This is a genomic window from Streptomyces sp. NPDC036813 (genome assembly GCF_055609245.1).
On sequence record NZ_JBVJPV010000029.1, the window covers coordinates 31558 to 57786 of the forward strand.

25 protein-coding genes and 1 CRISPR repeat array are annotated in these 26229 nt (G+C 67.6%); of the genes, 13 read left to right on the forward strand and 12 right to left on the reverse strand.

The genetic code is table 11. The annotated features are described in order from the left end of the window. Positions 1-80: 80 nt before the first annotated feature. The 9 genes from ACZ67Q_RS37885 to ACZ67Q_RS37925 all read right to left on the reverse strand — a co-directional run bounded on the left by ACZ67Q_RS37885 (position 81) and on the right by ACZ67Q_RS37925 (position 7039). Positions 81-1343 (reverse strand): energy-coupling factor transporter transmembrane component T family protein, encoded by a 1263-nt coding sequence (locus ACZ67Q_RS37885; protein WP_471191709.1) that lies wholly within the window; start codon positions 1341-1343, stop codon positions 81-83. A gap of 10 nt (positions 1344-1353) precedes the next feature. After that, positions 1354-1638, reverse strand: a complete 285-nt coding sequence (locus tag ACZ67Q_RS37890; protein ID WP_471191711.1) for a hypothetical protein — start codon at positions 1636-1638, stop codon at positions 1354-1356. A 2-nt stretch (positions 1639-1640) separates the two neighbouring features. Further along, positions 1641-2648 carry a C40 family peptidase gene (locus ACZ67Q_RS37895; protein WP_471191714.1) on the reverse strand — a complete coding sequence of 336 codons (1008 nt, stop codon included), beginning with the start codon at positions 2646-2648 and terminating at the stop codon, positions 1641-1643. A 180-nt stretch (positions 2649-2828) separates the two neighbouring features. Then, on the reverse strand, positions 2829-4460 hold the full coding sequence (locus ACZ67Q_RS37900; protein ID WP_471191717.1) for an FtsK/SpoIIIE domain-containing protein: 1632 nt from the start codon (positions 4458-4460) through the stop codon (positions 2829-2831). Between the two features lie 226 nt (positions 4461-4686). Further along, positions 4687-5880, reverse strand: a complete 1194-nt coding sequence (locus ACZ67Q_RS37905; RefSeq protein WP_471191720.1) for a hypothetical protein — start codon at positions 5878-5880, stop codon at positions 4687-4689. Positions 5881-5908: 28 nt separating this feature from the next. Further along, on the reverse strand, positions 5909-6139 hold the full coding sequence (locus ACZ67Q_RS37910) for a hypothetical protein (RefSeq protein WP_363269000.1): 231 nt from the start codon (positions 6137-6139) through the stop codon (positions 5909-5911). Positions 6140-6173: 34 nt separating this feature from the next. Continuing rightward, the gene (locus ACZ67Q_RS37915) at positions 6174-6353 is read right to left on the reverse strand and encodes a hypothetical protein (protein ID WP_471191723.1); all 180 of its coding nucleotides are present in this window, start codon (positions 6351-6353) and stop codon (positions 6174-6176) included. A gap of 6 nt (positions 6354-6359) precedes the next feature. Further along, entirely contained in the window at positions 6360-6509 is a 150-nt protein-coding gene (locus ACZ67Q_RS37920; RefSeq protein ID WP_471191726.1) for a hypothetical protein, read from the reverse strand. Positions 6510-6691: 182 nt separating this feature from the next. Continuing rightward, positions 6692-7039, reverse strand: a complete 348-nt coding sequence (locus ACZ67Q_RS37925) for a hypothetical protein (RefSeq protein WP_471191729.1) — start codon at positions 7037-7039, stop codon at positions 6692-6694. 621 nt (positions 7040-7660) lie between these two features. On the opposite strand from ACZ67Q_RS37925, the gene ACZ67Q_RS37930 reads away from it, so the two are divergent. The 7 genes from ACZ67Q_RS37930 (at position 7661) to ACZ67Q_RS37960 (ending at position 14029) form a co-directional block, all read left to right on the forward strand. Beyond that, positions 7661-8470, forward strand: coding sequence for a GntR family transcriptional regulator (locus ACZ67Q_RS37930; RefSeq protein WP_471191732.1), 810 nt, complete (start codon positions 7661-7663; stop codon positions 8468-8470). After that, on the forward strand, positions 8470-9225 hold the full coding sequence (locus tag ACZ67Q_RS37935) for a glycosyltransferase (RefSeq protein ID WP_471191735.1): 756 nt from the start codon (positions 8470-8472) through the stop codon (positions 9223-9225). The genes ACZ67Q_RS37930 and ACZ67Q_RS37935 overlap by 1 nt, the downstream gene beginning before the upstream one ends. A 245-nt stretch (positions 9226-9470) precedes the next feature. Continuing rightward, a complete protein-coding gene (locus ACZ67Q_RS37940; protein WP_471191738.1) occupies positions 9471-10595 on the forward strand; it encodes a hypothetical protein in 1125 nt (374 codons plus the stop codon). Beyond that, the gene (locus tag ACZ67Q_RS37945) at positions 10592-11926 is read left to right on the forward strand and encodes a replicative DNA helicase (protein WP_471191741.1); all 1335 of its coding nucleotides are present in this window, start codon (positions 10592-10594) and stop codon (positions 11924-11926) included. Before ACZ67Q_RS37940 ends, ACZ67Q_RS37945 begins: the two co-directional genes overlap by 4 nt. A 36-nt stretch (positions 11927-11962) precedes the next feature. After that, positions 11963-12253, forward strand: a complete 291-nt coding sequence (locus ACZ67Q_RS37950; protein ID WP_471191744.1) for a hypothetical protein — start codon at positions 11963-11965, stop codon at positions 12251-12253. Positions 12254-12938: 685 nt separating this feature from the next. After that, a complete protein-coding gene (locus tag ACZ67Q_RS37955) occupies positions 12939-13142 on the forward strand; it encodes a hypothetical protein (RefSeq protein ID WP_471191747.1) in 204 nt (67 codons plus the stop codon). 56 nt (positions 13143-13198) lie between these two features. Further along, entirely contained in the window at positions 13199-14029 is an 831-nt protein-coding gene (locus ACZ67Q_RS37960; protein ID WP_471191781.1) for an IS5 family transposase, read from the forward strand. Here the strand turns inward: ACZ67Q_RS37960 and ACZ67Q_RS37965 are convergent. Together ACZ67Q_RS37965 and ACZ67Q_RS37970 are read right to left on the reverse strand one after the other, a co-directional pair. After that, complete coding sequence (locus tag ACZ67Q_RS37965; protein ID WP_471191750.1) at positions 14013-14492, reverse strand: GNAT family N-acetyltransferase; 480 nt, start codon at positions 14490-14492, stop codon at positions 14013-14015. The two genes, ACZ67Q_RS37960 and ACZ67Q_RS37965, sit on opposite strands and share 17 nt — an antisense overlap. Positions 14493-14737: 245 nt before the next feature. Beyond that, positions 14738-15052 (reverse strand): MazG-like family protein, encoded by a 315-nt coding sequence (locus tag ACZ67Q_RS37970; RefSeq protein WP_471191753.1) that lies wholly within the window; start codon positions 15050-15052, stop codon positions 14738-14740. A gap of 126 nt (positions 15053-15178) precedes the next feature. Then, a CRISPR array of direct repeats spans positions 15179-15451; the repeat unit is 28 nt; unit sequence GAGCTACCCCCGCGGGCGCGGGGACGAC. 586 nt (positions 15452-16037) lie between these two features. On the opposite strand from ACZ67Q_RS37970, the gene ACZ67Q_RS37975 reads away from it, so the two are divergent. From ACZ67Q_RS37975 to ACZ67Q_RS37985, 3 genes are all read left to right on the forward strand, one after another. After that, positions 16038-17234: a DGQHR domain-containing protein gene (locus ACZ67Q_RS37975; protein ID WP_471191755.1), complete on the forward strand. Its 1197-nt coding sequence runs from the start codon at positions 16038-16040 to the stop codon at positions 17232-17234. A 142-nt stretch (positions 17235-17376) separates the two neighbouring features. Then, positions 17377-19062: a hypothetical protein gene (locus ACZ67Q_RS37980; protein WP_471191758.1), complete on the forward strand. Its 1686-nt coding sequence runs from the start codon at positions 17377-17379 to the stop codon at positions 19060-19062. A 228-nt stretch (positions 19063-19290) separates the two neighbouring features. Beyond that, a complete protein-coding gene (locus ACZ67Q_RS37985; RefSeq protein WP_471191761.1) occupies positions 19291-19512 on the forward strand; it encodes a hypothetical protein in 222 nt (73 codons plus the stop codon). 893 nt (positions 19513-20405) lie between these two features. Here the strand turns inward: ACZ67Q_RS37985 and ACZ67Q_RS37990 are convergent. After that, positions 20406-20891 carry a TrmO family methyltransferase domain-containing protein gene (locus ACZ67Q_RS37990; RefSeq protein ID WP_471191764.1) on the reverse strand — a complete coding sequence of 162 codons (486 nt, stop codon included), beginning with the start codon at positions 20889-20891 and terminating at the stop codon, positions 20406-20408. A gap of 472 nt (positions 20892-21363) precedes the next feature. On the opposite strand from ACZ67Q_RS37990, the gene ACZ67Q_RS37995 reads away from it, so the two are divergent. From ACZ67Q_RS37995 to ACZ67Q_RS38005, 3 genes are all read left to right on the forward strand, one after another. Beyond that, the gene (locus tag ACZ67Q_RS37995; protein WP_471191767.1) at positions 21364-22020 is read left to right on the forward strand and encodes a hypothetical protein; all 657 of its coding nucleotides are present in this window, start codon (positions 21364-21366) and stop codon (positions 22018-22020) included. Next, positions 22017-24023 carry a hypothetical protein gene (locus ACZ67Q_RS38000; protein WP_471191770.1) on the forward strand — a complete coding sequence of 669 codons (2007 nt, stop codon included), beginning with the start codon at positions 22017-22019 and terminating at the stop codon, positions 24021-24023. Before ACZ67Q_RS37995 ends, ACZ67Q_RS38000 begins: the two co-directional genes overlap by 4 nt. 149 nt (positions 24024-24172) lie before the next feature. Next, entirely contained in the window at positions 24173-26134 is a 1962-nt protein-coding gene (locus ACZ67Q_RS38005; RefSeq protein WP_471191773.1) for a hypothetical protein, read from the forward strand. Positions 26135-26229: the final 95 nt, after the last annotated feature.

The following is a 26229-nucleotide window of genomic DNA, read 5'->3' on the forward strand; positions in this document are numbered from 1 at the left end:
CGGCGATTGATGTCTGACGGTGCTGCGGTCCCGGCACCGCCTGTGCGGTGGCCGGGGCCGCAGCCTGTGTGCTCCCCGTGTCAGGGCGTAGGCGGCGTGGCTGGCCGCTGCGGCGGGGGCGTCGGCCGATTGGCCGGCGGCCTGGGGGCTGCTGTCCTGGGAGCGGCGGGGCTCTGCGGGGTCGCCGCGGCCCGCGCCTGTTGACGTGCCTGCTGGCGCGCCTGCATGATCCGCGTGTAACGCTCCGCGTCCCGTGGGGCCTGCGCCTTAGCGACCGCCGACTCGACGGTCGGGCGTCCCGGCCGGGACGGCCGGGCGGCGCCGTAGGCGGCGAACAACACGTCCCGATCCCTGGTGACGGCCCGGCCGGGGGTGGCGACGGTGCGCGGCTCGCGCGGGGCGTTCTCCTCCTCGTAGAAGTTCGGCACACCCGCACGCACCACGCCCAGCGCCAGCCAGTTGTCCGTGTTGCGCTCCACCATCGTCCGTGCCATGCGGGCCATCCGCGGCCCGATGTACGGCACGCCGTGGACGATCATCCGCAGCATGATGACGTCCGCCGCAACCAGCAGTGCCCCGTCCAGGATCAGGTTGCCCTTGGCCAGGCCGGTGAACGGCGTGAGCACCAGCAGCGCGAACGGGCAGAAGATCAGCCCCAACAGCCTGTTGGCCCACCGCCACACCGCCGATGTGTCACCCCCGCGCGCCAGCGAGGCCAGGACCAGCGGCGCCAGACACACGAACACCAAGATCCCGGGCTGGCGCGTCATGTACACCAGCGCCGCGAACGCCAGCGCCACCACCAACATGGAGATGATCAGCAGCGAGCCCAGGGGACCGAGGCTGTCCGCCTTGGCGAGGTCATGGCGGATGACATTGAACAGGGATGATTCGTTGCCGTTGAACGCGGCTGTGAACGAGGCACTCACAGCTTGGTTCAGCAGCACAACCACGCCGGGTACGGAGGCCATGCTGGCCACCGCCACCAGGGTCCACCCCAGCGACATCCCCATCTGCCGCAGCCGCGGCATGCCCTGCCAGGCGGTCAGGCCGCACACCACGACCACGCAGAGGAAGATCGAAACCGCGAGGTGCTGGCCGAGCCACAGCAGCGGCTCGTACAGCGAGTTGTCCGGCTTCTTCGGCGCCCACGTGCCGTTCGGCGCCACCAAGCCGTTGATCTTCCTGATCAAAGTCTCAGCGAGGTCCTTGACGTGGTCGGAGGCGCCGCCGACGATGCTGCCGTCGTTGTGGCCGGTGGTGGGTGGGCCTCCGCCGTCCTGCCGGCCCTTGAGGCAGTACTCCTTGCCAGGGCCGTGGATTTTCGCGCAGGGATCAGGCATGTCAGTCCCTTCAGCCCTTGGCCTGGGTGACGGTGGAGAAGAGGACGTCGCCGTAGAGGGCCAAGACGACGGCGACGAACAGGGTGCCGACGGCCAGGGAGCCCTTCTTCAGCGCCTGCTGGGGGTGGTTGATCAGCTGGCCGATCATCCGCAGGGCGATGACGGCGATCACGGCGGCGATGGCCTTGGTGACCAGTCCGCCGGCCGTCGAGGAGATAGTCGCGAAGAACTTGGCGAAACCGCCGGACAAGTCATCACCGTTGGCGTCAGCGGCGAGGATGATGGGGTTACGCATCTTCAGATCTCCTGTGTGTGAGTGGGGCGGGCGACGGCGAACAGGTCGCTCATCATGTCCATGGGGTCGTATCGGACTTCGGTTCCGGGCCGGGGCGCGTTGATGATCCAGCCGCCGCCGACATAGATGCCGACGTGGTGAATGCTCGATGCACTGGAGCCGTAGAAGACGAGATCTCCGGGCCGCATATCCTCCGGGTCGACCGGTTCGGATGCTGCGTATTGGGCTGCTGCTGTACGCGGCAGGCTGATACCGGCTTTCGCGTAGGCGTAGAGCGTGAGCCCGGAGCAGTCGAAACCGGTAACAGGGGCACCGGAGCGGCCATTCGGGGAGCAGCATGTTCCCTTGCTGGGGCCGCTCGCGCTTCCACCGCCCCATGAATAGGGGGTGCCGAGCATTTTCTGTGCGGCTGCCAGGGCGGTGGATGCCTGCCCCGAATTGGCGGGTGTTCCGCCCGGTCCGGTCGGGGGCGCCGCGTTGGCGGTCGCGGTGATCACCTTGACGTAGTTTTGAGTTTCCTTGTAGGGCGGGACGCCTCCGAACTTTTTTACGCGGTCGGCACCTGCGTTGTAGGCGGCGAGCATGTTGGCCGTCCTGTCGCCGGGAACGTTTTTTACGTCCTGGGCGGAGTCACACAGGTATTTGGCTGCGGACGGGATGGCGTCCTCGGGGTCCCAGATGTCACGCTTTCCGTCCCCGTTGGCGTCGAGTCCGTGAGTTTCCCAGGTCGACGGCATGAATTGAGCGATGCCTTGTGCGCCCGCCGGGGATGTGCGGTCCGGGACGAATCCGGATTCCTGTTTGAGGAGTGCGGCGAGCAGGTTCGGGCTGATCTCGGGGCAGGTGTGACCTGCTTCCTCGATCAGGTTTTTGTACGCGGCGGGGACGGACAGGCTCAGGGCTGCCGAGCCCGCGCTGAGGGGGTCGTCGCCAGCGGCCTGGACGAGCGCGGCCACGACGACGGCCGCGCTCGCTCCTATGCCGACGATGACCGGTGTGGTGGGGCGCAAGCGCTACTTCCCCCCTTCCTGGCTGTTTTGGGTGTTATCCCTGTTCAGGGCCGTCATGCCAGCCGTCAGAGCCCCCGTCATGGGGCCGTCATCGACGTGCCCGGACCCGTCAATCCGCAGGCCCGGATGACAGGGTGGTGACGGGGGCGATGACGGGGCCTGTGACGGGGCCGGTGACGGTCACGACCGGGCCTTGGCAGCGGCGATGAGGTCCGCCAGCTGGTAGCCGCGGCCGTTCGACTTGCGGCCGCGCTTGACTCCCTTGAGCAGCTCGGCGACCTTTTCTCCCGCATCTTGAGGAGTGCTCGCCTCAACGCCCAGCACAGGTGCCAGCTCGGCCGTGTAGATGAAGTCAAGCCCCTTGCTCTGCATGAAGCTGATTGCCTTCGCGAGAGGAGATTCCGGGTCGGCTTCGATCTTCTGTTGCTGGCGTGCCTGTGCTTCGTCCGCGACTTCCCACATGAACGCGTCCGGAAAATTGAATCCGCGGATCAGCGTGGACCTGCCGCCTGCGAATAGTACTCCCTGCCCCTTGATTTCGGGGTTGAGTTGCGTGGGATCGATCGGGGCGACGGTACTGAAGTACGAGTCGCCGAGGATAACCTTGGCGGTTCCCGCTGATTCCACGTATAGGCTGATCCGGTAGTTGAACTGAGAGCGGACCTTTACCGGAATTGCGTCCTTGTCCGGGCGCTGTGTCAGGAAGATCGTGGAGATTTCCGATTCGAGGGACTTAGCTGCGAGCTTGCGCGCTTTTTCCTCGATTCGCTGTGCCCGCTCCTTTCCCTTGGGCGTGCTGTCGTCGGCGAAGAAGTCGGCCACCTCGTCCGCGATGAAGATCACGGGGCGGAACTTCGGTTCCGGCTGCCGGTTACGCAGCGCTTCCTGCTTCTCCGCGTAGCGTTCCGTGACGCGCTGGTTCAGCTCGTCCAGCATGCTTTCGAAGACCACCGGGTCATCGGACGCTTCGTAACGAACGCATGCTTTCTCGTACTTGATCAGCGCGCACAGTTTTCCGTCGAGCAGATAGAGATCGAAATCTCCGTATGCGATGAGCAGGCAGGTGATAAGCCCGTTGATGAGCGTGCTTTTACCCATCTGGCTCATGCCGCCGACCAGCATGGACGCCTTGCTGAAGGTCCGGACACCGACGAGCTGGCCGGTGACATCGTGTCCGAGTGGCACACCCTGGAAGGCCTTGATCTGTTCTCGGGTGGGCGGAGGGAATTCCGTGGAGAACGGCTCGTTGTCCAGCACCAGGAGCCGGACGCGGCGCTCGCTGTCCCGGCTGCGGTCCATCCTGAGATGCAGCCGGGTCTTGTGCAGGTAGCCGGCCACGTTCTCCAGGCGTGACTCGACGTCCCTGTAGGTCCGCGCGGCGGGCAGCACGAAGTCGTACTGCTTGCCCGTCGGCACGGGAGAGACGGTCACTTCGTCGGCCCGGATGATTTCGTCGCGGCCGATGGCACCGGCGGTGCGCAGCGCCGCGGTGAGCTCCGGGTGGGCGGAAACGCTCTCGACGGCCGTCTCCGCTGCGGCGCCACCCTGGGCGGGCGCTTTCTGCTTCAGCTGCATGGCGGGCGTGCTCTGGCCCGACCAGCGGCGCTGCAGCGCCGCACGTGCCTTGAAGATGCCGTAGCCGATGCCTACGAGCACGCCGACGACCAGCAGGATCGTGACGGGCCAGTTGAGGCCCAGCTTGATTTTGATGGCACCGAGGATGCCGGTGATGATCACCAGGCCGCCGATGGCGCCGGCCATCTCGCCGTAGAAGTCCTCCTGTTGCTGCTTGGTGTTCTTCTTGCTCCCCACATCGCCTCCCTTCCCTAATCGGGAGCACGCGAGCGCGCGCTCTGTTTCGTGGGGTTTTGTTGGTGCTCGCCGGGTCTGCTCCCCAGGTCTGCGAACGCGCTGTCCGCTCGCTGGGTCACTCACCGGGTCTGCACGCTGGACTCGACTCCGTTCCGCTTTCCGGCAGTCGCGGAGAGGGCCAGACCGCACGCGCGGGCTGGCCCTCGCCGGTGGTGCCGGACAGGGGTCAGGTGGCGTCCGCGTCAGCGTCCTCGGGCTCGTCGCGGTCGTCCTCGCCGCCGGCCGCAGCGCCGGCCGTGTCGCTCTGGACGCCCTCCTCGTTCGACATCAGCGCGCCCCAGGCCTTGCGCAGCCGCTTCTCGCTGGCGACGAACCCGGCGTCACGGAAGGCTGCGCCGGCTTGGCGGTAGGACATGGGCGGCTCGTCGCGGTAGCGCAGGTGGCGCAGCACGACGTCGAGCTGGCCGTCGCTCAGCTGCTCGCCAACGTGCGGGGTGGGCACGCCCGCGACGGCTGCGAGGTCGGCGAGCGCGACGGCGTCACGGTCCTCGTCACGCTCGCCGTCACGCTCACCGTGACGGCCGCTGCCGGATGCGTCCTGACCTGCGTGACTGCCCTCGGCGCCGTCACCGGAGGCGTCACGCCCGGCGCCCAGAGCGAGGGTGTTGGAGCCGGAGGCGTCACGGTGGGCCGTGACGGGCAGGGCGGGCACGGTCGGTGCCCAGGACTCCAGGGTGGGCAAGACGATCTCGTCGACGGCTGCGGGCAGCGGCTTGTCCGCCACCGTCTTGGCAGTGGCCTCGGCCTGCTTGTGCAGCTTCTCGACCATCCGCTGCTGCCGCTTGAGCACGGACAGGCGGTAGGTGGTCTCCGCTGCCGCGACGCGCTCTTCCAGGTTGGTCGCGGCCGCCAGGAACTCGATCTTTTTGGCGGCCTCGGCCTCCATCGCCTCCAGGCGGTCGGCGACCTGCTGCCGCTCGCCGCCCAGCGTCTGCCGGGTCTGCTCGGACACCTTGCGTCCCAGCGACGGAAGCGTGATCCACCAGGCGAGCTTGGTGGCGACGATGGCGACCGGGGTGAGCACCACCGCCAGGTCCACCGCGCCGTGCCCGGCCTGGACCAGATCAGCAGTCGGGATGGCGGCGTTAACCAGGGTCAGGACCAGGCCCGCGACCTGCACCCGGCGGGCGCGCTTGAGGTTGTTCCCGGCGAGGATCTCGGTGGACTGGAAGACGCACCACAGGGCGTCCAGCGCGCCGACCGTGGGCACCGCCCAGGCGCCGAAGCGGGGCTCGAGGATGGTGTAGCTGACGTACACCGACAGCAGGGCCACGCCCAGGGTGATGACCCCGAGCACGACCAGGACCAGCCCGCGCGGGGAACGGCCGCTCAGTGTCGGCAACTTCGACGTGTTGAGCACGCTCTTTCTCCTCTCTTTCGTGCGTCGGTCAGAGCTCGTTGCGTTCCAGCGCGAAGAAGACGGTGTTCGCGTCCTTCAGCTGGGGGTTGGAGCGTGCGCAGTCGGCGCGCAGCTCCGTGTAGATCTGGGCACGCGTCCAGCCGGGCGGCGGCGTGACGTCGCCGTTGAAGGTGGCCATGTAGAAGCCGCCTCCGGTGGCCATCTGGAGCGTGAGGATGAAGTGGTGCGTGCCGGCGGTCCGGCTGGCCTGGTTGTCCATCGATGCCTCGTCTCGCGGATGAAAGAGCAGTGGGTCAGCGGCCGGTGCGGCGGCGCAGCGCGGTCAGGTAGGCGTCTTGCAGCCGTTCCAGGGGCGCGTACAGGCGCATCCCGTCGGGGCACGGCGCGATGTCGGTGCACTGGGCGCAGGCCTCGCGGTGTGCCTTGTAGGCGCGGGCGGCTCGCTGGTAGCGGTCGTACAGGTCGTCCGGCACGAGCGGTCAGTCCCGCGTGCCGTTCTCCCGGGGGTCCAGCTCGGCCATCTCGGCCGCGTACTCGGCCAAGTCCATCTCCTCGTACTTGGCGTCCATCGCTTCCAGCTCGCGCCGCTCCTGTTCAGCGGCGGCGAGCATCTCCTCGAAGCGGTCCACGGTGGTCTCCGTTCAGGCGGAATGGGGGGTGGAGGTCGGCGACGCGGTGCCCTGTCTCCCACGCGGCCGCCGCGGCGAGCGCGGCGGCCGGCAGCAGAAGGAAGGGTGCGCGGGGCCGACGGTGAGGGCGGCCCGGGCGGCGCGTTGCTGCGCGGCCCGGGCCGTGTGTATGAGGTGGGGCATCAGCCGCGGCCGGCGGCCTGGCAGGGGCCGCAGACACCGCCGCTCCAGCCGAGGAACCACGTCCCGCAGGCGGAGCACTGACCGCCCCCGGACGCGGTGACCGTGGCCGGGGCGGGTGCCGCCGACGCGGGCGGGCAGTTGCTCGGGTCGCACTGCCACCGCATGCACAGCGGGCACGCGTCGTCCGCCATCCGAGCGGTCAGCCGGGCGCGCATCTCCGCGACGGTGCGCGGCACTCGGCGGTGGGCGGGGATGACGGCGTCCTGGGCGTGGACGACGGCGAGGAGGTGCTGGCCGAGACGACGCTCGGCCTCCCGTACGGCCGTGTTGGGCGCGGGACATGTCATGCTAGTGATCACAGGTGGCTCCGCTTCCTGTGTTCAGACGGCCCCGGAGCTCCGACCTTCCGGGGCCGTCACCCATTTCGCGGCCGGATCGCCGGCCACGATGCGGCGGGTTGCCGCAGTACCCCGGACCGGACTCGAACCGGTCGTGATGCTTCCCCCGGGGTCCGCGATCTTTGCCCTTGTGTCACCGCGTGCTGGATCACTTGTCCGCCCGTGAGGACGGCATGGGACAAGGTGCTGGCTCATTGCAGTCGATGCTGCGCAGCGCGGCAGGGCTGGCTTGTCGCTGTTGCCTGTCCCGCAATCTCGCCTGCGGGCTGGCGGTCCGCATCACCCTGCGGACTTGGGCCGGTTTGACCAGAGGACTCACCTACGACGGCTTCGATTACTCGAAGACGTCGGCTAGTCATAGATCCGGATGTTCCCTGTTGAGTTCTCAAGCCACGATCGCTTCCTCTCCGAGCCGGATCAGGACGTGAGCCGACACACCGAGGGCGTTCCTTCCTAGTGCGTAAGGTGCGTCCTAGGAAGGTAGAGTGATCGTGGCACATCGATGATGGGTCGTCAACGCCTTCCTAGGAAGGTGTTGATGTGACGGGTCGAATCTGGGAAGGTGACTCCATGACCAAGCAGACGAGCAGCGCCCCCACAGGTGCGCAGAAGGTCGTCGCTGGGCTCATGGCGCTGATCGAGAACGGCGACCTCAGCCCCGGCGATCCCATCCCCAAGACCGCAGACCTGGCTGAGCGTTTCGGGGTCAACAAAAACACCGCCTCCCGGGCCGTCCAGCTCCTGAAGGAGCGCGGCGTGCTTTCCGGTAAGGCTGGTGGCACGACGCGCGTGCGGGTGCCGCCGATGTATCAGGTCCGGAGCACCACGCGGTACCAGATCGAAAAGGATCGCGTTCTGCTGCCGGAGGAGGAGCGTCGAACAGCGGGCGTCGCGGAGCTGGATTCCAAGATCCCGGTGTCGGCCATGTACGAGAATCACGTCAAGCTGGACGTGTTGCCCGCGCCGGCCGACGTCGCCGAGGTGCTCGGCCTGGAGCCCGGGGCCCTCGTCCTGCGGCGTATCGGCACCCGGCGGCACAGAGAGGGGGCAGGCGAGAGCCGGTCCGTGTCGTACATGCCCCATGACCTCGCCGTGCAGAACCCGGCGCTTTTCGACCCAGACCGTGAGCCGTGGCCCGGTGGATCACTGCACCAGCTGTACACCCTGGGCGTCGAGGTGGAGCGGATCGAGGACACGGTCACGGCGTACATGCCGTCGGCCGAAGAGATGGAGAGGCAGGACATCCCGCTCGGTGTGCCGATCATGCACGTCCGCAAGATCTCTTACTCGACCAGCGGGGACGCCGTGGAGGTCACGGACATCCCCTTTCCGGCCGACCGCATCAAGCTCCACTACGTGACCCCTTTGAGGCCCTGGTAATGCGAATCATCAGCGTGATCACGCCCGTGTACGACGGCGGCGACGCCTATCTGCTGGAGACCTACGAGTCCGTGCGGGCGGAACGCGAGCACCTGCCCGAGGGGTGGGATCTGCAATGGCTCGTGCAGGAAGACGGCACGACTGGCAAGCCCCTCAACCGTCTGCCGAAGGAGCCGTGGATTTCCCCGGGAATGGGCAGCCGGAGCGGCGCCGGCGCGACGAGGACCCTCGCCCTGTCGCGGGCAACGGGCGAACTGGTCCGTGCCCTGGACGCCGACGACTTGGTCACCGAGGGCACCCTTACTCGCGAGATCCTCGCCATGGAAGAGCACCCCACTGCGGGATGGTGCGTCTCGGCTGGCCTGGATCTGCTACCAGACGGCTCGACCGTGGCTGGTCCCTACGATCCGCCGGAAGGGCCGCTCACCTACGAGACCCTGCTGGCCGCGTATGACGAAGATCGGTTTCCGGTCCTGGCCCAGCATTTGACGGTGCGCAGGCCGCTACTCCTGGCCGTTGGAGCGTGGCCCCCCGTGGCTGCCTGGGAGACAATCGCGGTGGCACTGATGTGCGCTGCCGTCTCCGACGGCTGGATGATCGCCACGCCCGGCGGCTACTACCGCAAGCACTCTGCCCAAGCCACCGCGCAGGCCGACTACGAGGAGACCGTGGGCGTGGACCAACTGCGCGTCATCGTCAGGGCGCAGGCAGAAGCACTCCACGCCACCGGATGGCGATGGACCGCGGAAGAATGACGGCCGGAAATGCCGAAGCGGTCCCCGTCGCCACAACGGGGACCGCTTCTCAGCATCGACTCACCAGCCCTGAGAAAGCCTGAGTCGTGAGCAGCGAGGTGACCTCGACTGCCGGGTGATGCCGTGGGCCATGCGGCCCGCGTGGTCACCTATACCCAAGAGTATGCGCAGCAGTTCGCGCAACGCCACTACTCTGGGATATGGACAGGTCACACTGGCTATTCGCGGCTCCCCTACCTGGGGAGATGTACCAACTGATGACTGCCGATGACTTCGGCGCCAGCCGTCTTGAGCGGGGCTGGGAGCCGCCGGAGGAGGTCATCCTTCGGCGTGAGCTGGTCCGCACGCCTGGCCTCCAGCCGGAAGACTTAGGTGTCCTGGCTGAACTTCTGCTGCGTGACCCGCGCCTGCCATCAACCATGGAGGCGATCCGCTCCGACTTACAGTCCCGTGGCTGGAAGATGGGCAAGGACCGCTACAACGCCATCGCGAAACGCCTGACGGCCGCCGGCCACCTGGCCCGCGTTTCCGTCTTCGATGAGTCCTCTCAGCGCCCTACCTGGGTCACCCGCGTCTACCGCAATCCTGCGAACAACGCGCAGTACATCGATCTGGGCATCGCCGCAACAGAGCAGGTCAGGCCCGAAGTGCGGGAAACCCGCACTTCGGACGCCACCGAATCGCGGGAAACCCGCGTTTCGCCTGGTCAGAGCCGAATCGCGGAGAACCAGCAGTCCGGACCCGAATCGCGGAAAACCCGCGATCTGGAAACCCGCGATTCGCCTGGTCAGAGCCGGAAGGCGGAAAACCCGCGATCCGTCTCCCACCCCCCACACCCCCCGGAGGAGGAGGATTCCTCCTCCCCCAACCCCCTCACTGCCCCCGAGCCGTCACTCCCGTCACAGAGGAAGCAGCAGCCGAAGACGGCTGCGGAGTTCACAGACGAGGAGCTGGGTGCGGCCGCGGGCTTCCTGCAGCGGATGCAGCGCTGGCAGGCCGGCCGGGCGACCGCCGTGCGGTGCGCGCCGCGCCTGCTGCGCGCAATGCGGGCGCAGGGCTGGCCGGGGCTGGCGGAGATGGGTGACGCCGAGCGGGCGCTGCTGGAGGCGGACATCCTGAAGAACACGGCCGGGGCGACGTCCTGGGCGAAGTGCCTGCCGGGCTGGATCGACGACCTGCGCCTGTACAGCGTGGTCAAGCCGAAGGCTGAGAACGCGCCGGGCGCCGGCGAGGCCGCGGTGCGTCTGGCCCTGGTGGCCGCCTGCCCGGCCTGCGACGCCAAGGGCTGGGTCCTGGACGACGACGATGACGGGCCGATGCGCCGTTGCGCGCACCCGGGCGTGACGGTGGGGGCGGGGGCGGCGCGATGAGCGATCAGCTGCTGATGGAGAGTCCGGATGCCGAGGCCCGCGTGTTGGGGGCCTGCCTGATGGCGACCGGGGCCTATGACGCGGTGGCCGATGCGGCCCGGGTGCTGAAGGACGGCGAGGCACTGTCGCCGGCGAATCAGCTGGTGTGGTCGGCGATCGTCCGGTTGCACGGGGCGAGCCGGGCGACGGGTGTGCCGATGGTCGAGGCGGAGCTGCGCCGTACCGGTGAGCTGGGGCGTGCCGGCGGTCCGGTCCGCCTCTCCCGGCTGGCCTCCGACGCGTGTGGCCCGGATCTGGTCGAGCAGTACGCCGAGTTGGTGCAGGGCTACCTCGCGGTGCGCCGCTACACCGCCGCTCTCACCCGTGCCCAGCAGACCGCGCGGCAGGTGGCGCCCATCGAGGTGCCCGACGCGATCCGCGCCCACCAGGCCGAGCTCGACGCCCTGGCCATCGGCGAGAGTGAGGCCGACGCGCACTTCGGCCGCCTCGGCGACGACCTGCTCGACCACCTCAAGACGCTGGAAGAACCGATCGAGGCTGCGGCCGTGACCGGGCTGGCGGACCTCGACATGGTGGTCAAGATGCGGCCGGGCAACGTGATCGTGGTGGCCGGCCGCCCCGCCATGGGCAAATCCGCCCTCACCCTCGGCGTCGCCCTCGCCAACGCCGCATCCGGGCGGCCGACCCTTCTGCACTCGATGGAGATGGGCAAGGCCGAAGTCCTCAACCGCGTGATGGCCGCCCGCGCACGCGTCGGCCTGCACCGCCTGATGGACGGCGGCCCGGCCCTCGAGGACGACGACTGGACCCGCATGATGCGCGCCCTGCCCGACCTGTCGGAACTGCCGCTGTGGACGGACTACGCCCCCCGCGTCACACCAAGCCGCGTGCGGCACCGCATCAAGGCCCTCACCCGGGAAAACGGCCAACCACCGTTGGTGATCATCGACTACCTCCAACTGATGGACACCGACCAGCGCAACGGCCGCCAGAGCCCCTACGAACGGGTCTCCGAGATCAGCCGCGAACTGAAAATCACCGCGGAGGAAACCGGCTCAGTCGTCATCTGCTGCGCCCAGCTCAACCGCGGCAGCGAGCACCGCGAGGGCAAGCGGCCGCAGAACTCGGACCTGCGCGACTCCGGACAGATCGAGCAGGACGCCAGCGCGATCATCCTGCTGCACCGCGAGGACGCCCACGAGCCGGAAAGCCCACGGGCGGGCGAGGTCGACCTCATCATCGGCAAGAACCGCAACGGGCCCACCACCACGGTCACCGTGGCCCACCAACTCCACTTCGGCCGCATCCGGGACATGGCCAAGAACGATTAGGCAGTGTCCCGTGGATCACCACATGAGGATTGATCAATGAGCTACTTCATGTACGACGTCATGGGCGCAACGGTCGACGAGCCTGACTCGGCAACGATGAGGCGAGTACTGGACGGTCTGGCCCAGGCCGATGACGAGCACCCCGATGTCTCACTCACCCATGAAAGCGGGTGGTGCCTCAGCGCCTTTGGCGGCGGTCTGCTGGTCTGGGAGAACCCGGATGAGGACTCGGTAACTCCGGGGGAAATGCACGATGTCGCCCGCGAGGAGATACTCCAGCTCTTCGGACTGCTGGCGGCGGGTGACATCGCATCAATTGAGACATAGGTGATCCGGCCGTACCGTGACGTTCGGACCCAGAGGAAGATTGCCGCGACTTGGAGGCTGGCGAGGTAGAGGACTGCGAGCTGCCGGCGGGTCGGATGTTCACGGCTGGGTGTTCAGGCGCCGGGACACGGCCCGGCCGTTGGCGTCCGGTGCGGCGGTCGGTACCGGCCGCAGGCCACGGGCGGCTTCTGGCTACGCGGTCCCTACCTGCTGCGGCCTGGTCGACGCCTCCGCCCGGACCGTGCTGGGCCTCACGTTGGAGCTCACCGAGGCCCAGACCGAGGTGGTCGGCCTTCCGCCGACCATCCAGGTCTCTGGGATGCTGCACGATGTTGACGGCGAGCTCGTCGAGCTCCCTCCGGTCACCACGCTCAGCGTGCCGAATTGCTGGCTGCAGCTAGATGGAGACACGTGTCTCCCCCAGTCACCCCCACGCAGTGTTCCGGGGCATCCGCTCACTTGCGGCAAGCCCCATTGGCTCCGGGCTGATGTCTAGAGGCGGTCGAGATCGCCATTGAGGGCGCCTCTACCGTTGACGGCATGTTTCGGCATATGCCACTGTCAAGATGGGGTGCTGACAGTCGCCATAGACGCGCGGCACTTTCGTCGCGGTGATTCTTGTCATCCGAGGGCTGATCTGGTCCTGGACCGTGCGACGTTCTCGTCTCGGCCCAAGGAGAACGGCATGAAACCGTGGAAATACACGTTCGGCAAAGCCTTGGCGGGGGCGGTGATCGTGGGAGCGACAGTCATGATGACTCCTTCGGCGATTGCTACCGCCGCCGCCCCGAAGCCTCCGAAACCCAACATCGACCTCTGTTTGCACGACGCGATCCGGTCCGGTCAGCTGAAGTACCAGGGGTACACCGGAGGCGTCCCGTGCATCTGAGTGGCGCGTAGTAGCACATGAAAGCGGCTCCATCAGCGTTCGGTGGAGCCGCTTTCATGCCGTTTCTCATTACCTGGCCGGGGCGGGGTTGTGCAGGCGGGCGATGCCGAGCATGGCGTGGTGAGGGCAAGAAGCCCGGACGGCCGCTGACGTGGGCCAGGCGGCAGTTGATCGACGGCATACGGTTCCGGGTTCGCACCGGCATCCCCTGTCGGGACCTGCCAGCCGAGTACGGACCCGTGGGGCCGGACGCACGACCTGTTCCGCCGGTGGCAGCGGGACGGCACCTGGCATCGAATCTTCACCGCGCTGCAGCCCGGGCCGATGCGAGAAAGCTGATCACCTGGGACATCAACGTCGACTCCGCGGTGTGCCGAGCCCACCAGCACGCCGCCGGAGCGAGGAAAAGGGGGAGCTGCAGAAGGAGCCGCCCGGTGGCGTCGCCGTCGAGCCGGACGACCACGGGCTCGGGCGCTCCCATGTCCATCGTGATCACGGCCGGGCAGCGGGGTGATTCCCCGCTGTTCGAGCCCGTCCTGAACAAGGTCCATGTCCCACGTCCCGGGCCGGGCAGGCCGCGCACCCGGTCAGGTCGGGTGCGCGCCGACAAGGCGTACGCCTCCCGGAAGAACCGCGCTTACCTGCGGCGGCGCGGAATCCTCTGCACCATCCCGGACAAGGTCGACCAGGTCCGCAACCGCAAGAAGCGCGGTTCCAGCGGTGGCCGACCGCCGAAGTTTGACCCGCAGGACTACAAGGCCCGGCACGCGGTCGAGTGCGGGATCAATCGCCTCAAAAGGCACCGGGCCGTGGCCACGAGGTACGACAAGCTCGCGGTGCGCTACGAGGGGACTGTCATCGTCGCGGCCATCAACGAGTGGCTGTGATTGCCTGCAACGCCGTCGGGATGGTGAACTGCAGCTCCGGGCGTTCCCAGGCAACCTTCGGGGGCGATGGAGCAACTGTCCCCACGCGCTTCGCGCCCATGCGTCGGTAGAACTCCTCTGCCGGCGGATGGGCCACCACGCGCACACTGGTCAGCCCGGCTTCCCCGGCCTGAACGATCATGTGCTCGACCAGATGCCGACCGATACCCAGCCCCTGCGCCTCATCGGAGACGAATGCCAGGTCCAACTCCGTCGGCTCCAGCACGAGGGAGTAGAACCCCAGTATCTGGTCGGATGCATCGACGGCCACGAAAACCCCATGGCGGGCGACGTACTCCTCTGTGACCCGGTATCCGGAGATGATCGAGGCATACTGCCCTTGATAGGCGCTGGACTGCTGAATCAGCGAGCTAAGCCGCTGCGCATCCTGCGCGACGGCGCGCCTGATCGTCGTGGGCTGCATCCGTCAGAGTATAGGGGCATAAGGCGCCCACACCCATTACTTCTCCACTCGAGATCCACTTCCGATACACGCCCTAACGGGGCGGCGTCCAGAGCTTCTGACGTAATGCCAGGAAACCCGCTACGGCGACCTGCTAAGGATCGCCGACGTCCTCGGTGCCCGCGTCTCCACCCTCACCCGCTGACGAAAGGCCCCGCCCATCCGCCTCGGGGGAAGCAGACGAGCGGGGCCGCTGAGGGGACTGCTCAGGTCAGCGAGCGGTCAGCGATGCGCTGGAGTCGGGTCTCGAACAGCTTCTGCGCGTCCGGCGTGAGCGAGGCGAGCGCGATGAGTGTCGTGATCGCAACGTCACACAGTTCCTCGTGGACGTCGTGCCACGTGTGACTGGTGCCCTTCCGCGGGTTCGCGCCCATCGCCCCGTGCAGGGCCTCGGCGACCTCGCCGAATTCCTCGCCGATTTTGAGCACCCGCATGACCTTCGCGGTGTCACCCGTCACCGGGCTCTCCGAATCCAGCCAGTTCCGCAGGCGCTCGACGGTCTCCCAGGTGTTCGCTTCCATCAGGCTCTCTCCAGAGGGGTTGTGCGTACGGGGGGTCGGTCAGAACAGGCCATCGGCCGCGACGAGGCCGGTACCCCCGCGAGCGGGGACGACGTGGACGTCGCGGTCATGGCCTGCGTGACGTCGGAGCTACCCCCGCGGGCGCGGGGACGACAGGTGGGCCAGGCTCGCCTCGTCGTACAGGTCGGAGCTACCCCCGCAGGCGCGGGGACGACTGGACGTCGCCGGCCGCCTCGCGGATGGCCTGGGAGCTACCCCCGCGGGCGCGGGGACGACGCCACGTACCAACCCGGCCGGCGCCGCGCCGCCGAGCTACCCCCGCGGGCGCGGGGACGACCGGCCCGGTCAGCCCAACACGTGCATATATGCGGAGCTACCCCCGCGGGCGCGGGGACGACATGTCGACGGAGGCGGTGACGGCCATCGTGGCGGAGCTACCCCCGGCGGGCGCGGGGACGACCGGCGATCAAGCAAGTTCCTGATCAGGGTGGTTGAGCTACCCCCGCGGGCGCGGGGACGACTGTGCACCTACGCGGTCGGGCGCGCTGCCCGCCGAGCTACCCCAGCGGGCGCGGGGACGACATCATCCGATCATCCGGGCCGATCGTTTTTCAGGAGCTACCCCCGCGGGCGCGGGGACGACGAGCAGGCGCACGACATCGCCCGCCACATGGCGGAGCTACCCCCGCGGGCGCGGGGGTTGCTCGACGGCACCGATGATCTACGCCACGTTGCCGCCGTCGTCCCCGCATCCGCGGGGTGTTGCTCCGGTGGCTGATCCGGTCGGCACCGTTGCGTGCCCTCCGACGGTCACGAACCGTCTGCCGGGCGATCCCCGGTCGAGAGCGCAGCGAGAGCGAGGATCGGCGAGGGCCGCTGTCCGGATCTATTCGTCAGATCTATTTGACGGATCTATAGTTCAGATCTAGCATCTAGATTTGACTGATGGATTGTCATCTTCGTTCGTGGGTCTCTGGGGAGCGGCATGGACAAGCAGGACAAGGCAACTGTTCGAATCGCGGGAGCTCTGTGTGTGCAGCGGGGCACGCGCATGCTCCAGGCGTTCGCCGACGCCGTCACGGTGTCGGACCACCAGGAGGTCGACATCTTCGACCCCGACACCGGAGAGGGCTACCAGCGGGCACCGGTCACCGCGCGCGTTCGCAAAGCGGCCCGGTACTACGACGAGAAGCGGGGGCGGATGCCCAACCCGCTCCTCGTCAACATCCGCAAGGACGACATGGACGCGGAGCGTGTGGTCGTCGTTGTGGACGCCGACCAGTCCGGGTACGAGAACGCGGTCCTCAAAGGCGGCAACTGGATCGGTACCGGGCGCATCGAGTTCACCGACGACCTCTCCCTGTGGATCTACGACGGGCAGCACCGCGCCGGCGGCCTGAACCAGTTGCTGAGCGAGCAGGAGGACTTCGAGGACTTTCCCGTGCCCATCAGCCTCACGCTCGGACTCGACCCGGGCGAGGAGATGCGCGAGTTCTACGAGGTGAACACCAACGCGGCAAGCGTCAAGACCGACCTCGCCTGGCAACTGCTGACCAAGATGGCGGAGGACGACCCCGAGCTGAGGGAGATGCTCGCGGCAGAGGACAAGGACTGGATCACCCGCGCCTACGCCGTGGTGGACGAGCTGGAGAAGCTGGACGGCCCCTGGAAGGGCAGATTCCAGGAAGCCAACCGGCGCAAGACCCGCGGCGACGGAGTGACCATCCCCAAGCCGCAGTTCGCGCGCTCCCTCAAGCCCGTGCTCGACATGCCGTCGTTCAAGCGGGCGGATGCCGCGACGGTTGCCGCCGTGCTCAACGCGTACTGGACCGGCATCAAGCAGGTCATGCCCGAGCCCTTCGACGAGGCGTCGGACTTCGTCCTTCAGAAGGGCAACGGGGCCGTGGCCCTGCACCGCGTACTGCCGCAGGTGGTCGAGGTGGTCCGGAGCACTGGCGGACGGCTCGGCCAGCCCGAGGGCTACGCTGAGGTGATGGCCGAACTGCCCACGCTCGAAGGCGAGTCCGTCGACAACGACGGTCAGCGGATGATCCGCTCGGGAGCTGACTTCTGGCGCGTGGGATCGGTCGCCTCCGGATTCAGCGGAGACGCCGGCCGTCGGCGACTGAGCCTGCTGATTCAGAGCCGCCTGCCCTCCCCTGCGGAGACCATCCAGCTCTGACACGGTTCGTCGGCACCACGTCATGGTGCCGACGCTGTCCTCACCCACTCGCGGGGCTCGACCGCACAACCATGCGCCCGAGCCCCGCGATCAGTCTGTTCGCTGACCCGCCAGCGTCTCCGCCAGGAGGAACTGAACCGTCATGAACCTCAGCGGCAACCCACTCGCCCACAGAACTATCCTCACCGTCCCGCACTCCGAGAACCCCTTCCGGGACGTTCGCCGAATCAGCTCTCGATGGCTGACCCGCAAGTTCGGCAGCGCTCCCCTCACGTCCGGACATCACCATCTCGACCAGATGTCGGTCCTGACCAACCATGCCGCCTACCTTGCAGACGGCGCGGAACACGCGATACGCCTTCAGCTGCGCGAGGACAAGCCCGACGCCACGTGGCGCACTACCATCACCGCCGTTGCGTCCGAGGACTCCTCTGCGCTGCTCTCGGTCAGCCTGGAGGTCTTTCCCAACGACGACACGCCACTGACCCCCGTACGACCGGGCCTGGTTCGCGACATTGTCCGGGACCTGAAGCCCATCGACGGTCTGGCACCGCTGACCCTGGATGCCCAGAGTGTGAGCGCTGAAGGAGTCGATGCTCTGATCGACGTGCTCTGCGACCCCGCGCGGCACATGCCCGTGATCGTCGCGGCTCGGCCCCTCCGCCCCGATCCGCTGTGGTCGGAGCGGATGGCGAAGGCAATGCGCGACTGTGCCGGCGCTGCTGCCTTGTACCTCCTCGTGGACACAGAAGCCGTCGATGCGTTCCGTGCGGCGATCGGCGAGTACCACCGCGTCGCCCCGGGCGCGGTACGGACGTTTCTGACCGAGGTGGATCCGGCATGGCCGAAGGATGCCTCCCGTCACCGGTTCCTGACCGTGGCCCGGATGAGCGACTCCCAGGATTACGCCTGGCGCGGCCTCGCCCGAACCGTCCAGCGGATCTCCACCGAGGCCCCGCTGCCTGACGCGTTGCGTACCCTCGCGTTCCCCGACGACGCGAGTCGGCGCCACCGCCAGGAGCGGCAGGCCGCGCTGGCAACGGTACGGCCGTCCGACGAGCTGACGGTGATGCGCAAGGACGTCGAAGACCTCAAGGCCCTACTCGCCCAAGCGGACGAGGAGCTGAAGGAGGCAGCACGGACCGCCGAGCTGTCGACACTGACCGTGGCCTCGCTGGAAGAGCAGCTTCACGCCGCAATGGAACGGGCGGACGGGGACATGGAGGAGGCCCTGCGTGCCCTGGACGACGTGGAGCGAGCGCGAGCTGAGGCGGACATTTTGCGGCGTCGGCTCCGCGATGCAGGCCGCTACGACGACACCGTCGTCGTCGACCAGCCCCGGGGAGTGCCGGACTCGTTCGAGGAGTTGTGGGAGCGGTTGGACGACTTCGAGGGGGTCCTGGTCACTGCAGACAGGAGCAAGGCGCTCGAACTGGACGAGGGGGAACGGGCTCGTGTGTGGGCGGCGAAGGCGTGGAACGCGCTCCGGGCGCTGGACTCCTACACACAGGCTGCCCGGGAGGGTTTCAACGGAGGCTTCTACCAGCACTGCACGTCGGATCGGCCGGGGGCGGTGAACTGGCCGCTCAAGCAGTTTGCCCCAGCCGAGTCCGACACGACGATGAACCGGTGGGGCGCGGAACGGATCTTCGCGGTGCCCGAGGATGTGGACCCCTCGGGGCGCAAGGAGATGCAGGCCCACCTGAAACTCGGCTCCAAGGGCAGCACCTCGCCGAGGATCTACTTCCTGGACGACACGCAAGGCATCACAGGTCAGGTGATCGTGGGCTACATCGGGACCCACCTGACCAACACGAAGACCAACTGAAGCAGGCCTGTGCCCGGTGCCCGGTCAAGATCACGCCTTGACCGGGCACCACGCCATGACTTCCGCCCGGCACGTTGAACGATACCGAGACGGTCGAGACCCGGGTCTGCGAGGAGTGCGGTTCGGAGATCGAGACTGTCCCGTACTTCACAGCTCCGCCCAAAGAGGCCACGGCCGGCTTCAGCCGCTGAGCAAGCCGCCTCAGCGCCCCGGCTACACTCCGCCTTCATGACGAAGATCTACACGACCCGGGAGTGGAACGGCTACGGGAAGCAGAACTACTACTGGCACGAGTACCGGCTCGAAGGCGACACCGTCGTCAAGTACAAGTGCCACCGGCAGAAGTTCTTCGATGGCGATGAGAACGTCTGGGACAAGGACGAATCAATCGTGGAGTCCTGGGGACTTGACGAGCCGAGCATGCCCGACTGGCTGCGGCAGTATCTCTGACTGCGCCCCTACTGCTGTAGCCCGGGAACGCGCCGAGAGCCACTCCGACGAGCAACCCGGCATCGCCGAGCCGCTCAGCGGCGCCCGCCGCATGGCCTTCTACCGCGAGCTCGGCCAGGCCCCGATCGACCGGGTTCAGGCTGTCTTGACGGTGGTGCGAGGCCGAGCCGGACGCCGATCCCGAGCAGGACCGGATCATCGCCGCGCCCGCGGGGTTGCTCCCTCATCGGATTCTTCGTCAACGTCCTGCCGATGTCGTGCCCCCGCGGCCCGAAGGCGTGGGCGGAGCCGCCCACGACCGTGTCCTCCTTGCACCCGCGGGGACGGTGCTCCTGCCAGATCAATCGTGAAGGCGTCGCCGCGGCGCCGTCCCCGCACGCGCAGAGTTGCTCCGCACGTCGGAGATTCGGGAGATTGCACGAACTGTCGTTCCCGCATCCGCGGAGATTGCTCACCGTGCTTGTCGCCGAGCCGGGTGATGCCGGTGTCGTCCCCGCATCCGCGGGGTTGCTATCAACTCATCGTACGTACTGGCGACGCTGCTCAGGTCACGGTCGCTGATGAAGAACTCGCGGATGTTGGCCAGGGCGAACTCTCAGCCAGTTCGTTCGGATCCCGCTCAGGCGGCGTGTGAAAAAGCTGCCAGGCAGCCGACCGACTGAGTTCTTCAGGGCCCTCTGAATACGCCTTCCTGATGACGGCAGTTGGGCTGTTCTGGCCGGGCAACAGCCTCGGAGGCCTGGGCTGCAGCCGCCGAGAGCCCGGCAGACGGTCGCCGACGAAGGCGCCGAGCGATGACGGTCCGCGGTACGGCACTGCGCGCAGCTGTCGTTGGCGCCCGCTCGGACACCTACGGCCCGGCCGTCAGTCACGGTTGCGGAAGGTCCCCCGAGTCAACGCTCGGCGGCGTCCCTCCAGTAGTCCTGCAGCATCTCACTGGGCCACGCGGGCTGGGTAACGGCGCCGCGCGGCAGGAACTCCTTGAACACCGCCACCAGATCCACCACCAGCGTACCCTCGTCCGCGTCGAGGTCGGCGACGTGCAGGTCCCGTCCGTCGACGTGGAGCAACCGCGGGAAGGAGGTCGCGAGGCGGGCCGGGCGCCGATGGTTGTGGTGCACGAAGGTGCCTGTGGCCGGCCATGCCGGGTTGTCCCGTGGGCTGCGCGCATGGAGGGCAACGTCTTCGGGAGAGCCGAAGTTGAAGAACCAGGTGACCTGGAGGTGAGAGAACTCCTCGATTCCTTGCAGGGTCTCCTCCGGGTACTCCGGGCGCAGCCGAATGATCGACTCCACACCGCCCTTGAAGTCGTCGAGGCGCCCCTTGTGGCCCCCGACCACCTCGGCGATCACCGGCACCTCGATGGACTGTGTGGACACGTGTTCCCCTTCTCCGCTCGCGGCACGGCGAGGGACAGCACTCGGCGCATGTTCACGGCTGCCTCGCGTGCTCTGCCCGACTGGACGCTCTCCATCGCGTCCAGGGCCTGTGCCCACGTCGCTCGGGTCGGCGGGTGGCTTAACCGGTCGAACATCCCAGAGCGCAGAGAGACCCCGGGCGTAGACGTTCGGGGTCTCGTACTCTCGCAGCATTGGCGAAAAGTGCCTCCGTTGAGATGATCCACAATGTGCGCACTGTCGACGCAGTGATCGAACTTGCTTTACGCTGCGTGTGCAGAAGGTTACGCAACTAGGGAAGGGTCATTGCCAGCCCTTTCCAATGGGCCATGAGGGCGCGGGCTTGGCATGGGCGGGCCGTCGGGCGGTCATGGGGGACAACGGGCCTTGAGGGGGATGAATGACGCGCGGATCGCGAATCCGGCGGGCGAGTCGGTGGCAGGACGCGGTGCGCATGCTCTTGCTGATCAACGCGGCGGCCCTTGAACCGCGACCCGGTGTGGACGGTGAGGTGCCGACCGAGTGCGTGGGTGTGGTGCGCGCGCAGGTGCGGCTGCAAAAGCTCGATTTCTGGGTGCGCTACCCCGACTACCTGGCATATGAGCTGATGACGGAGTACGAGAAGGCTCCGGATGAGCCGGCACTGCTTGATCTGGCCGAAGACATCCTCTCCTCCGAGGAGCCGGACCTGCGTCGATTCCCGATGCTGCGGCACCGCTTCGGCGCCTTCGAGGAACTCGACGACGCTCTCGCGGTACTGGTCGAACGGGGCTTGCTGAAAAAGACGCAGGTATTGCGGGAGCGGAAGGTCGCCGAGCACCGCTACTACCTGTTGCAAGCGGGCCGCACTCTTGCCGTGAACATCGTGGCCGAGGCTCCAGCGCTCGCCTGGTACGTGAAGCGGACCCAGCAGGTGGTGGCATTGGTTGACGGGCTGGGAGGGTCACAGCTGAAGAAACGCCAGTACCTGTTGCGGGACTACGCCGACACCCCGATCGGGTCATACATCACACCGATCACTGATCAGGCGCGGGCCAGGCTGCGAGCGCTGCGGGCCATCGCTGCACCCCCCCAGCCCAGTGCACCAGCCGACGGACAGGAGGCGTCGTGACCAAGCCGGACCCCGAGGCTTCGCCACCGGTTGTGCCAACCGCCGACGATCTTCTGACCCAAGCCGCCACCCGACTGCACGTGGCCAAGCACGAGGTCGAGCGGTCCCTTGCCGAGGCCAACATCGCCTTGACGACGCCCGCCCCTGCGGACCGGCGTTTGCGCATTCTGCGCCTGCGCGTCGACGGGACCAAGTACGACGGTGCGCCGTTTACCATCGACTGGCCCTTCGAGCCGGGAATCTGGGCCATCGTGCACCCGTCGAACAGCGCTGGTAAGACCAGCCTGCTGGAGTTGTTGGTGTGGCCGCTGCGCGGCGCCCCGCGCGATCTGCCGCCGGGCGTCCAATCCTGGGTACGCACGCTGCGTCTGGACCTCGTGGTGGCGGGCAAGCCCACTCGGATCACTCTGGAGCAGATCCCCGGTCTGCTTCCGCCGATCAGCGTCGACATCTTGACCGCCGATACCGTCCAGGCCTTGTTGACTGCCGCGGACGACAACCCCTTGCGTCTGGTCGCCAAGGGCTCGGGAGCCGACGACGTCGAGCGTGTGATCGGCTCCTTCTTCCTGGATGCCCTACGGATGGAACGGACCAGCCTGTGGAGCGCCACCGGCGGTGCTGACGGAGAGGGCGCGCCCCAGGTTCACGGATGGCCCGCCTACTTCGGTGCGTGCTATCTCAACGCCGGCGGTGACGAGCTTCTGCTGGGCGATGTCAGTGCGCCCGGCCTGCCCGCCAAGTTGCTGGAGCTGTTCGTCGACATCCCGTACAGCACTGCCCACGCCCAGCTGTCCGTCGCGGTGAAGGGACGGGCAAAGGCAACGCGGCAGGCGAAGCGCCGGGCGGAGGGAGATCTGCACGCGCGGTCGGCCGAGCGCGACCAGTGGCAGGTCCAGCTGAATATGCTGCAGCAGGAGATCGAGGAGCTGCGCGGTGCTCCCGAGGCCGACATCGCCCCGCTGCTGCAGCGGGCGGATCAGGCGGCACACGAACTGCACCGACTCCGCATGAGCTTGAACGATGCCGCGCAGGGCCTGGCCGATGCAATCGCCGCACGCGTGGGGGCGGAACAGGCTCAGCTCGACGCTGAGGAGACATGGCAGGCGCGCCGGGTGCTAGGACGTCTCAATCCAAGTTGCTGCCCGCGCTGCGAAGAGCCGGTAGGTGACGAGCGCCGGGCAGCCGAACGGGACCGAGCCACCTGCGCGGTGTGCACACGCCCCCTGCCGGAGGTCGCCGAGGACATCGCCGAAGCCGTACTCGAACAGCTCACCACCGCCATCACCACCGCGCAGGAAGCCGAGTCCGCCGCGAACGCCCACCACATCGCCGTTCAGGCCGCCGCGGACGCCGCCGCCACCGCGCACCAGCAGGCCACCGAGGCCGTGAACAACGCCCTCGCCGCTTCCCCCACCCACGTGCGGCTTCGTGAACTCGAGCTGAAGGCTGCAGAGCTGAAGGGACGACTGGCTGCGACCGGCACCGCGTCCCCGGACATGCCGACCGGCTCCGCCGCCCCAGACGTCCTCGGCGCGGTGCACCAACTCGTAGAGGCGACGGTGAAGGCCTCCGCGGACTACCTCTTCCCGACCATGGACTCCGAGATCGTCAGCCTCTCCGACCAGTTCGGCGTGCAGCACCTGAACTCCGTCGCGCTCAAACGCAATGGCAACGTCAACCCCGTCAAAGAAGGCATCAAGCACCCCTTCAAGAAGCTCAGCCGCGGCGACCGCCTACGTATGCGCGTCGCCACCGTCATCGCCCTGCTGCGGGCCGGCGCTGCCCGGCACATCGACTCCCACCCCGGGATCCTGTTCATCGACTCCATCGCCGCCGAAGAGATGACGGCCGACGCCGCCCGCAGGCTGATCGGAGAACTGCAGACCTTGACGCGGGAACTGCCCGAACTCCAGGTCGTCTTTACCACCGCCCAGCCGGACCTCGTCGAAGGCCTGTTGCCCAAGGACCACATCATCACCCGCGCTAGCGAACACCTGTTCTAAGCTGCTCGCTTCCGGCAGGGCCCATTAGAGAGGAGAGGACAGTGGCTCCGAGCGTGGACCAAGCCCTCCAAGAGTGGGCCAGCCGGGCAAGCGATGAAGAACTAGACGCCGGACCCCGCCTGGAGGACCTCGGCGGGGCAGACGCCGTCATGGCTGAGGCGGACACATTGGTCGCCGGGCCTCAGCTGCCCTATCTTCTCACCGCGCTGGCCCACGGCCTCGACACCATCCCGGCCGAACAGGCTGCGCCCCTACTCGCGGCTGCGGCTCGGGGCCTACGCCAACCTCACTCGGCCTGGGTTCTCGCTGACGCGCTCGACGTCGTGTGCACTCGGCCAGAGCTCGCCGGCCGGCTAGGCAACCGAACCGTACGAGATCTAGCGACGCTCGCAGAGGACGCGCTCGCCGGTGACTGCGACGCGGCCCTCGCCCAGCCAGCGATCGCCGGCCTACTGCGCCTGGCGGTGGCGGGAGGCTCCCCGCACCGTCTGCTCGCGCTGCTCACCGAGATCACCGGCGCGGAGCCTGCCGACGCCCTGGACCGTCTGCCGGTCCTGATCGGCATCGCCCGCGACCACTTCGCTGACACCGACCACCTCCTCGACGTCCTCAACGCCCTGGAGAATCAGCCCGACCTGAACCCGGCGACCCGAGCCGACGCGAGCTTCGAACTTGCCTTGGCCGATGAGCGAACCGCTTTGGAGGCCGCCGACCGCACCACCGCCGACGAACAACTGCAGCGAGCCCTGATGCGGTTCACCGAACTCGACCGCACCCACGAGGCACGCCTGGACGCCCGCGCCCACGCCGCCGCCATCGAAGCCGTCCTCGCCTTCACCGACCTTGAACAGAACCCGACGGGTGACCACGGCGCCCGGCAACGACTCGCCGACGCAGCCGACCAGCTGGACACCACGGCCGCGCACCTCGCCGCCTGGACCGGCCGCATGCACCAACTCGACTGGCTCAGCGCCCGGAGTCTGACCCAAACCGCCTGGTCGAGACTCGTCACCACCCTCAACGCCGCACAGACACACCTGGACCAGCCCAGCTGGTACAACCCCGCCGACGCCCTGAACGACCTCCTGGAGATCTATCTCGCCAGTCGCAGCATCCACGCCCCCGCCAATGACTCCCCGGGCCTCACGGCACTGATCAGCCCGACCGTGGAAGCGCCGTTCGTGCGCAGCCAAGGCCTGCTGCACCAGCTCGAACAAGCCCTCGCTCACGACCCCCAGTTCACCGGCCACCCCGACGCCCAGACGCTGTACGACGCCGTGCACCGGCGGCGCCAGCAGTTGGCTGGTGAAACGGCACGGGAGGAGGCGGTGCCGGGAAAAGCGCTGGAGGGTCGTCCCGCACTTGCCGCGCTCTTCCGTTCTGATGCCACCGGGCTACGCGACGACCTCGACCCTGACCAGCTTGACCGGCTCGACCAGCTCGCCCAGCAACTCACCAAGGGCTACAGCCCTACGGGCAACGCCCGCGTGGACGCCCACCTAGAGACCCTGCTGGGCATCCTGAAGACCAGCCCGGCCTGGAAGCCGCGCGACAGCCACTACTTCACTCCCCTGCTGGAGCACTTTCTGCGATTCCTCTACGACCGGTTCGATGCCCAAGCCAACCTCTACGGCGAGCGCACCGCCTACCTCGGGCCGACGCGCAAGAACGCCGACAGCACCGTCGCAGCATGGAACGAGAAACACCTCCAGGACGACTTCCACCAGCACATCAGTCCCCTATTCCCGCCAGGCACCGTGACACGGGAGAAGTGGGACGTCGCAGGCGGGCGGGCAGATGTTATCTATACGCCCGATCCTGCGAGCCGCTTCGTCGCAGAAATCAAATGGCGCACCAAACGGTGGAAAACCCATGAGACTGTCGAACGGGACTACCTCGCCCAGGCCGCCAACTACACCGCGACCGGGCCGCCCTTCGCCCTGCTCCTCGTCGGCGACGCCAGTGACCACTCCGCCGGATACCGCGACATTGATGACAGCATCTGGATCATCCGGCACGCCCGGAGCGCGACGGAAATTCCCCGCCTGATCGTGGCCGGCGTCCTTCCGACCGCACGACCAACCCCGAGCGCACTACGCGTAGCGCGTTAGTACTGCAACGGTGCTTGTCGTGACTGATGGCCAGGTCGGTCGTTGGTGTGGTTATGGGTGGGGACCTTTCCGATGTCAGGCTGTGGGCGCGTGAA

Coding starts and splice junctions, on each gene's coding strand:
- ACZ67Q_RS37885 (WP_471191709.1), bottom strand. CDS start 1,343: ATGCCTGATCCCTGCGCGAAAATCCACGGCCCTGGCAAGGAGTACTGC.
- ACZ67Q_RS37890 (WP_471191711.1), bottom strand. CDS start 1,638: ATGCGTAACCCCATCATCCTCGCCGCTGACGCCAACGGTGATGACTTG.
- ACZ67Q_RS37910 (WP_363269000.1), bottom strand. CDS start 6,139: ATGGACAACCAGGCCAGCCGGACCGCCGGCACGCACCACTTCATCCTC.
- ACZ67Q_RS37925 (WP_471191729.1), bottom strand. CDS start 7,039: ATGACATGTCCCGCGCCCAACACGGCCGTACGGGAGGCCGAGCGTCGT.
- ACZ67Q_RS37930 (WP_471191732.1), top strand. CDS start 7,661: ATGACCAAGCAGACGAGCAGCGCCCCCACAGGTGCGCAGAAGGTCGTC.
- ACZ67Q_RS37935 (WP_471191735.1), top strand. CDS start 8,470: ATGCGAATCATCAGCGTGATCACGCCCGTGTACGACGGCGGCGACGCC.
- ACZ67Q_RS37940 (WP_471191738.1), top strand. CDS start 9,471: ATGTACCAACTGATGACTGCCGATGACTTCGGCGCCAGCCGTCTTGAG.
- ACZ67Q_RS37945 (WP_471191741.1), top strand. CDS start 10,592: ATGAGCGATCAGCTGCTGATGGAGAGTCCGGATGCCGAGGCCCGCGTG.
- ACZ67Q_RS37950 (WP_471191744.1), top strand. CDS start 11,963: ATGAGCTACTTCATGTACGACGTCATGGGCGCAACGGTCGACGAGCCT.
- ACZ67Q_RS37955 (WP_471191747.1), top strand. CDS start 12,939: ATGAAACCGTGGAAATACACGTTCGGCAAAGCCTTGGCGGGGGCGGTG.
- ACZ67Q_RS37960 (WP_471191781.1), top strand. CDS start 13,199: ATGCCGTTTCTCATTACCTGGCCGGGGCGGGGTTGTGCAGGCGGGCGA.
- ACZ67Q_RS37965 (WP_471191750.1), bottom strand. CDS start 14,492: ATGCAGCCCACGACGATCAGGCGCGCCGTCGCGCAGGATGCGCAGCGG.
- ACZ67Q_RS37970 (WP_471191753.1), bottom strand. CDS start 15,052: ATGGAAGCGAACACCTGGGAGACCGTCGAGCGCCTGCGGAACTGGCTG.
- ACZ67Q_RS37975 (WP_471191755.1), top strand. CDS start 16,038: ATGGACAAGCAGGACAAGGCAACTGTTCGAATCGCGGGAGCTCTGTGT.
- ACZ67Q_RS37980 (WP_471191758.1), top strand. CDS start 17,377: ATGAACCTCAGCGGCAACCCACTCGCCCACAGAACTATCCTCACCGTC.
- ACZ67Q_RS37985 (WP_471191761.1), top strand. CDS start 19,291: ATGACGAAGATCTACACGACCCGGGAGTGGAACGGCTACGGGAAGCAG.
- ACZ67Q_RS37995 (WP_471191767.1), top strand. CDS start 21,364: ATGCTCTTGCTGATCAACGCGGCGGCCCTTGAACCGCGACCCGGTGTG.
- ACZ67Q_RS38005 (WP_471191773.1), top strand. CDS start 24,173: ATGGCTGAGGCGGACACATTGGTCGCCGGGCCTCAGCTGCCCTATCTT.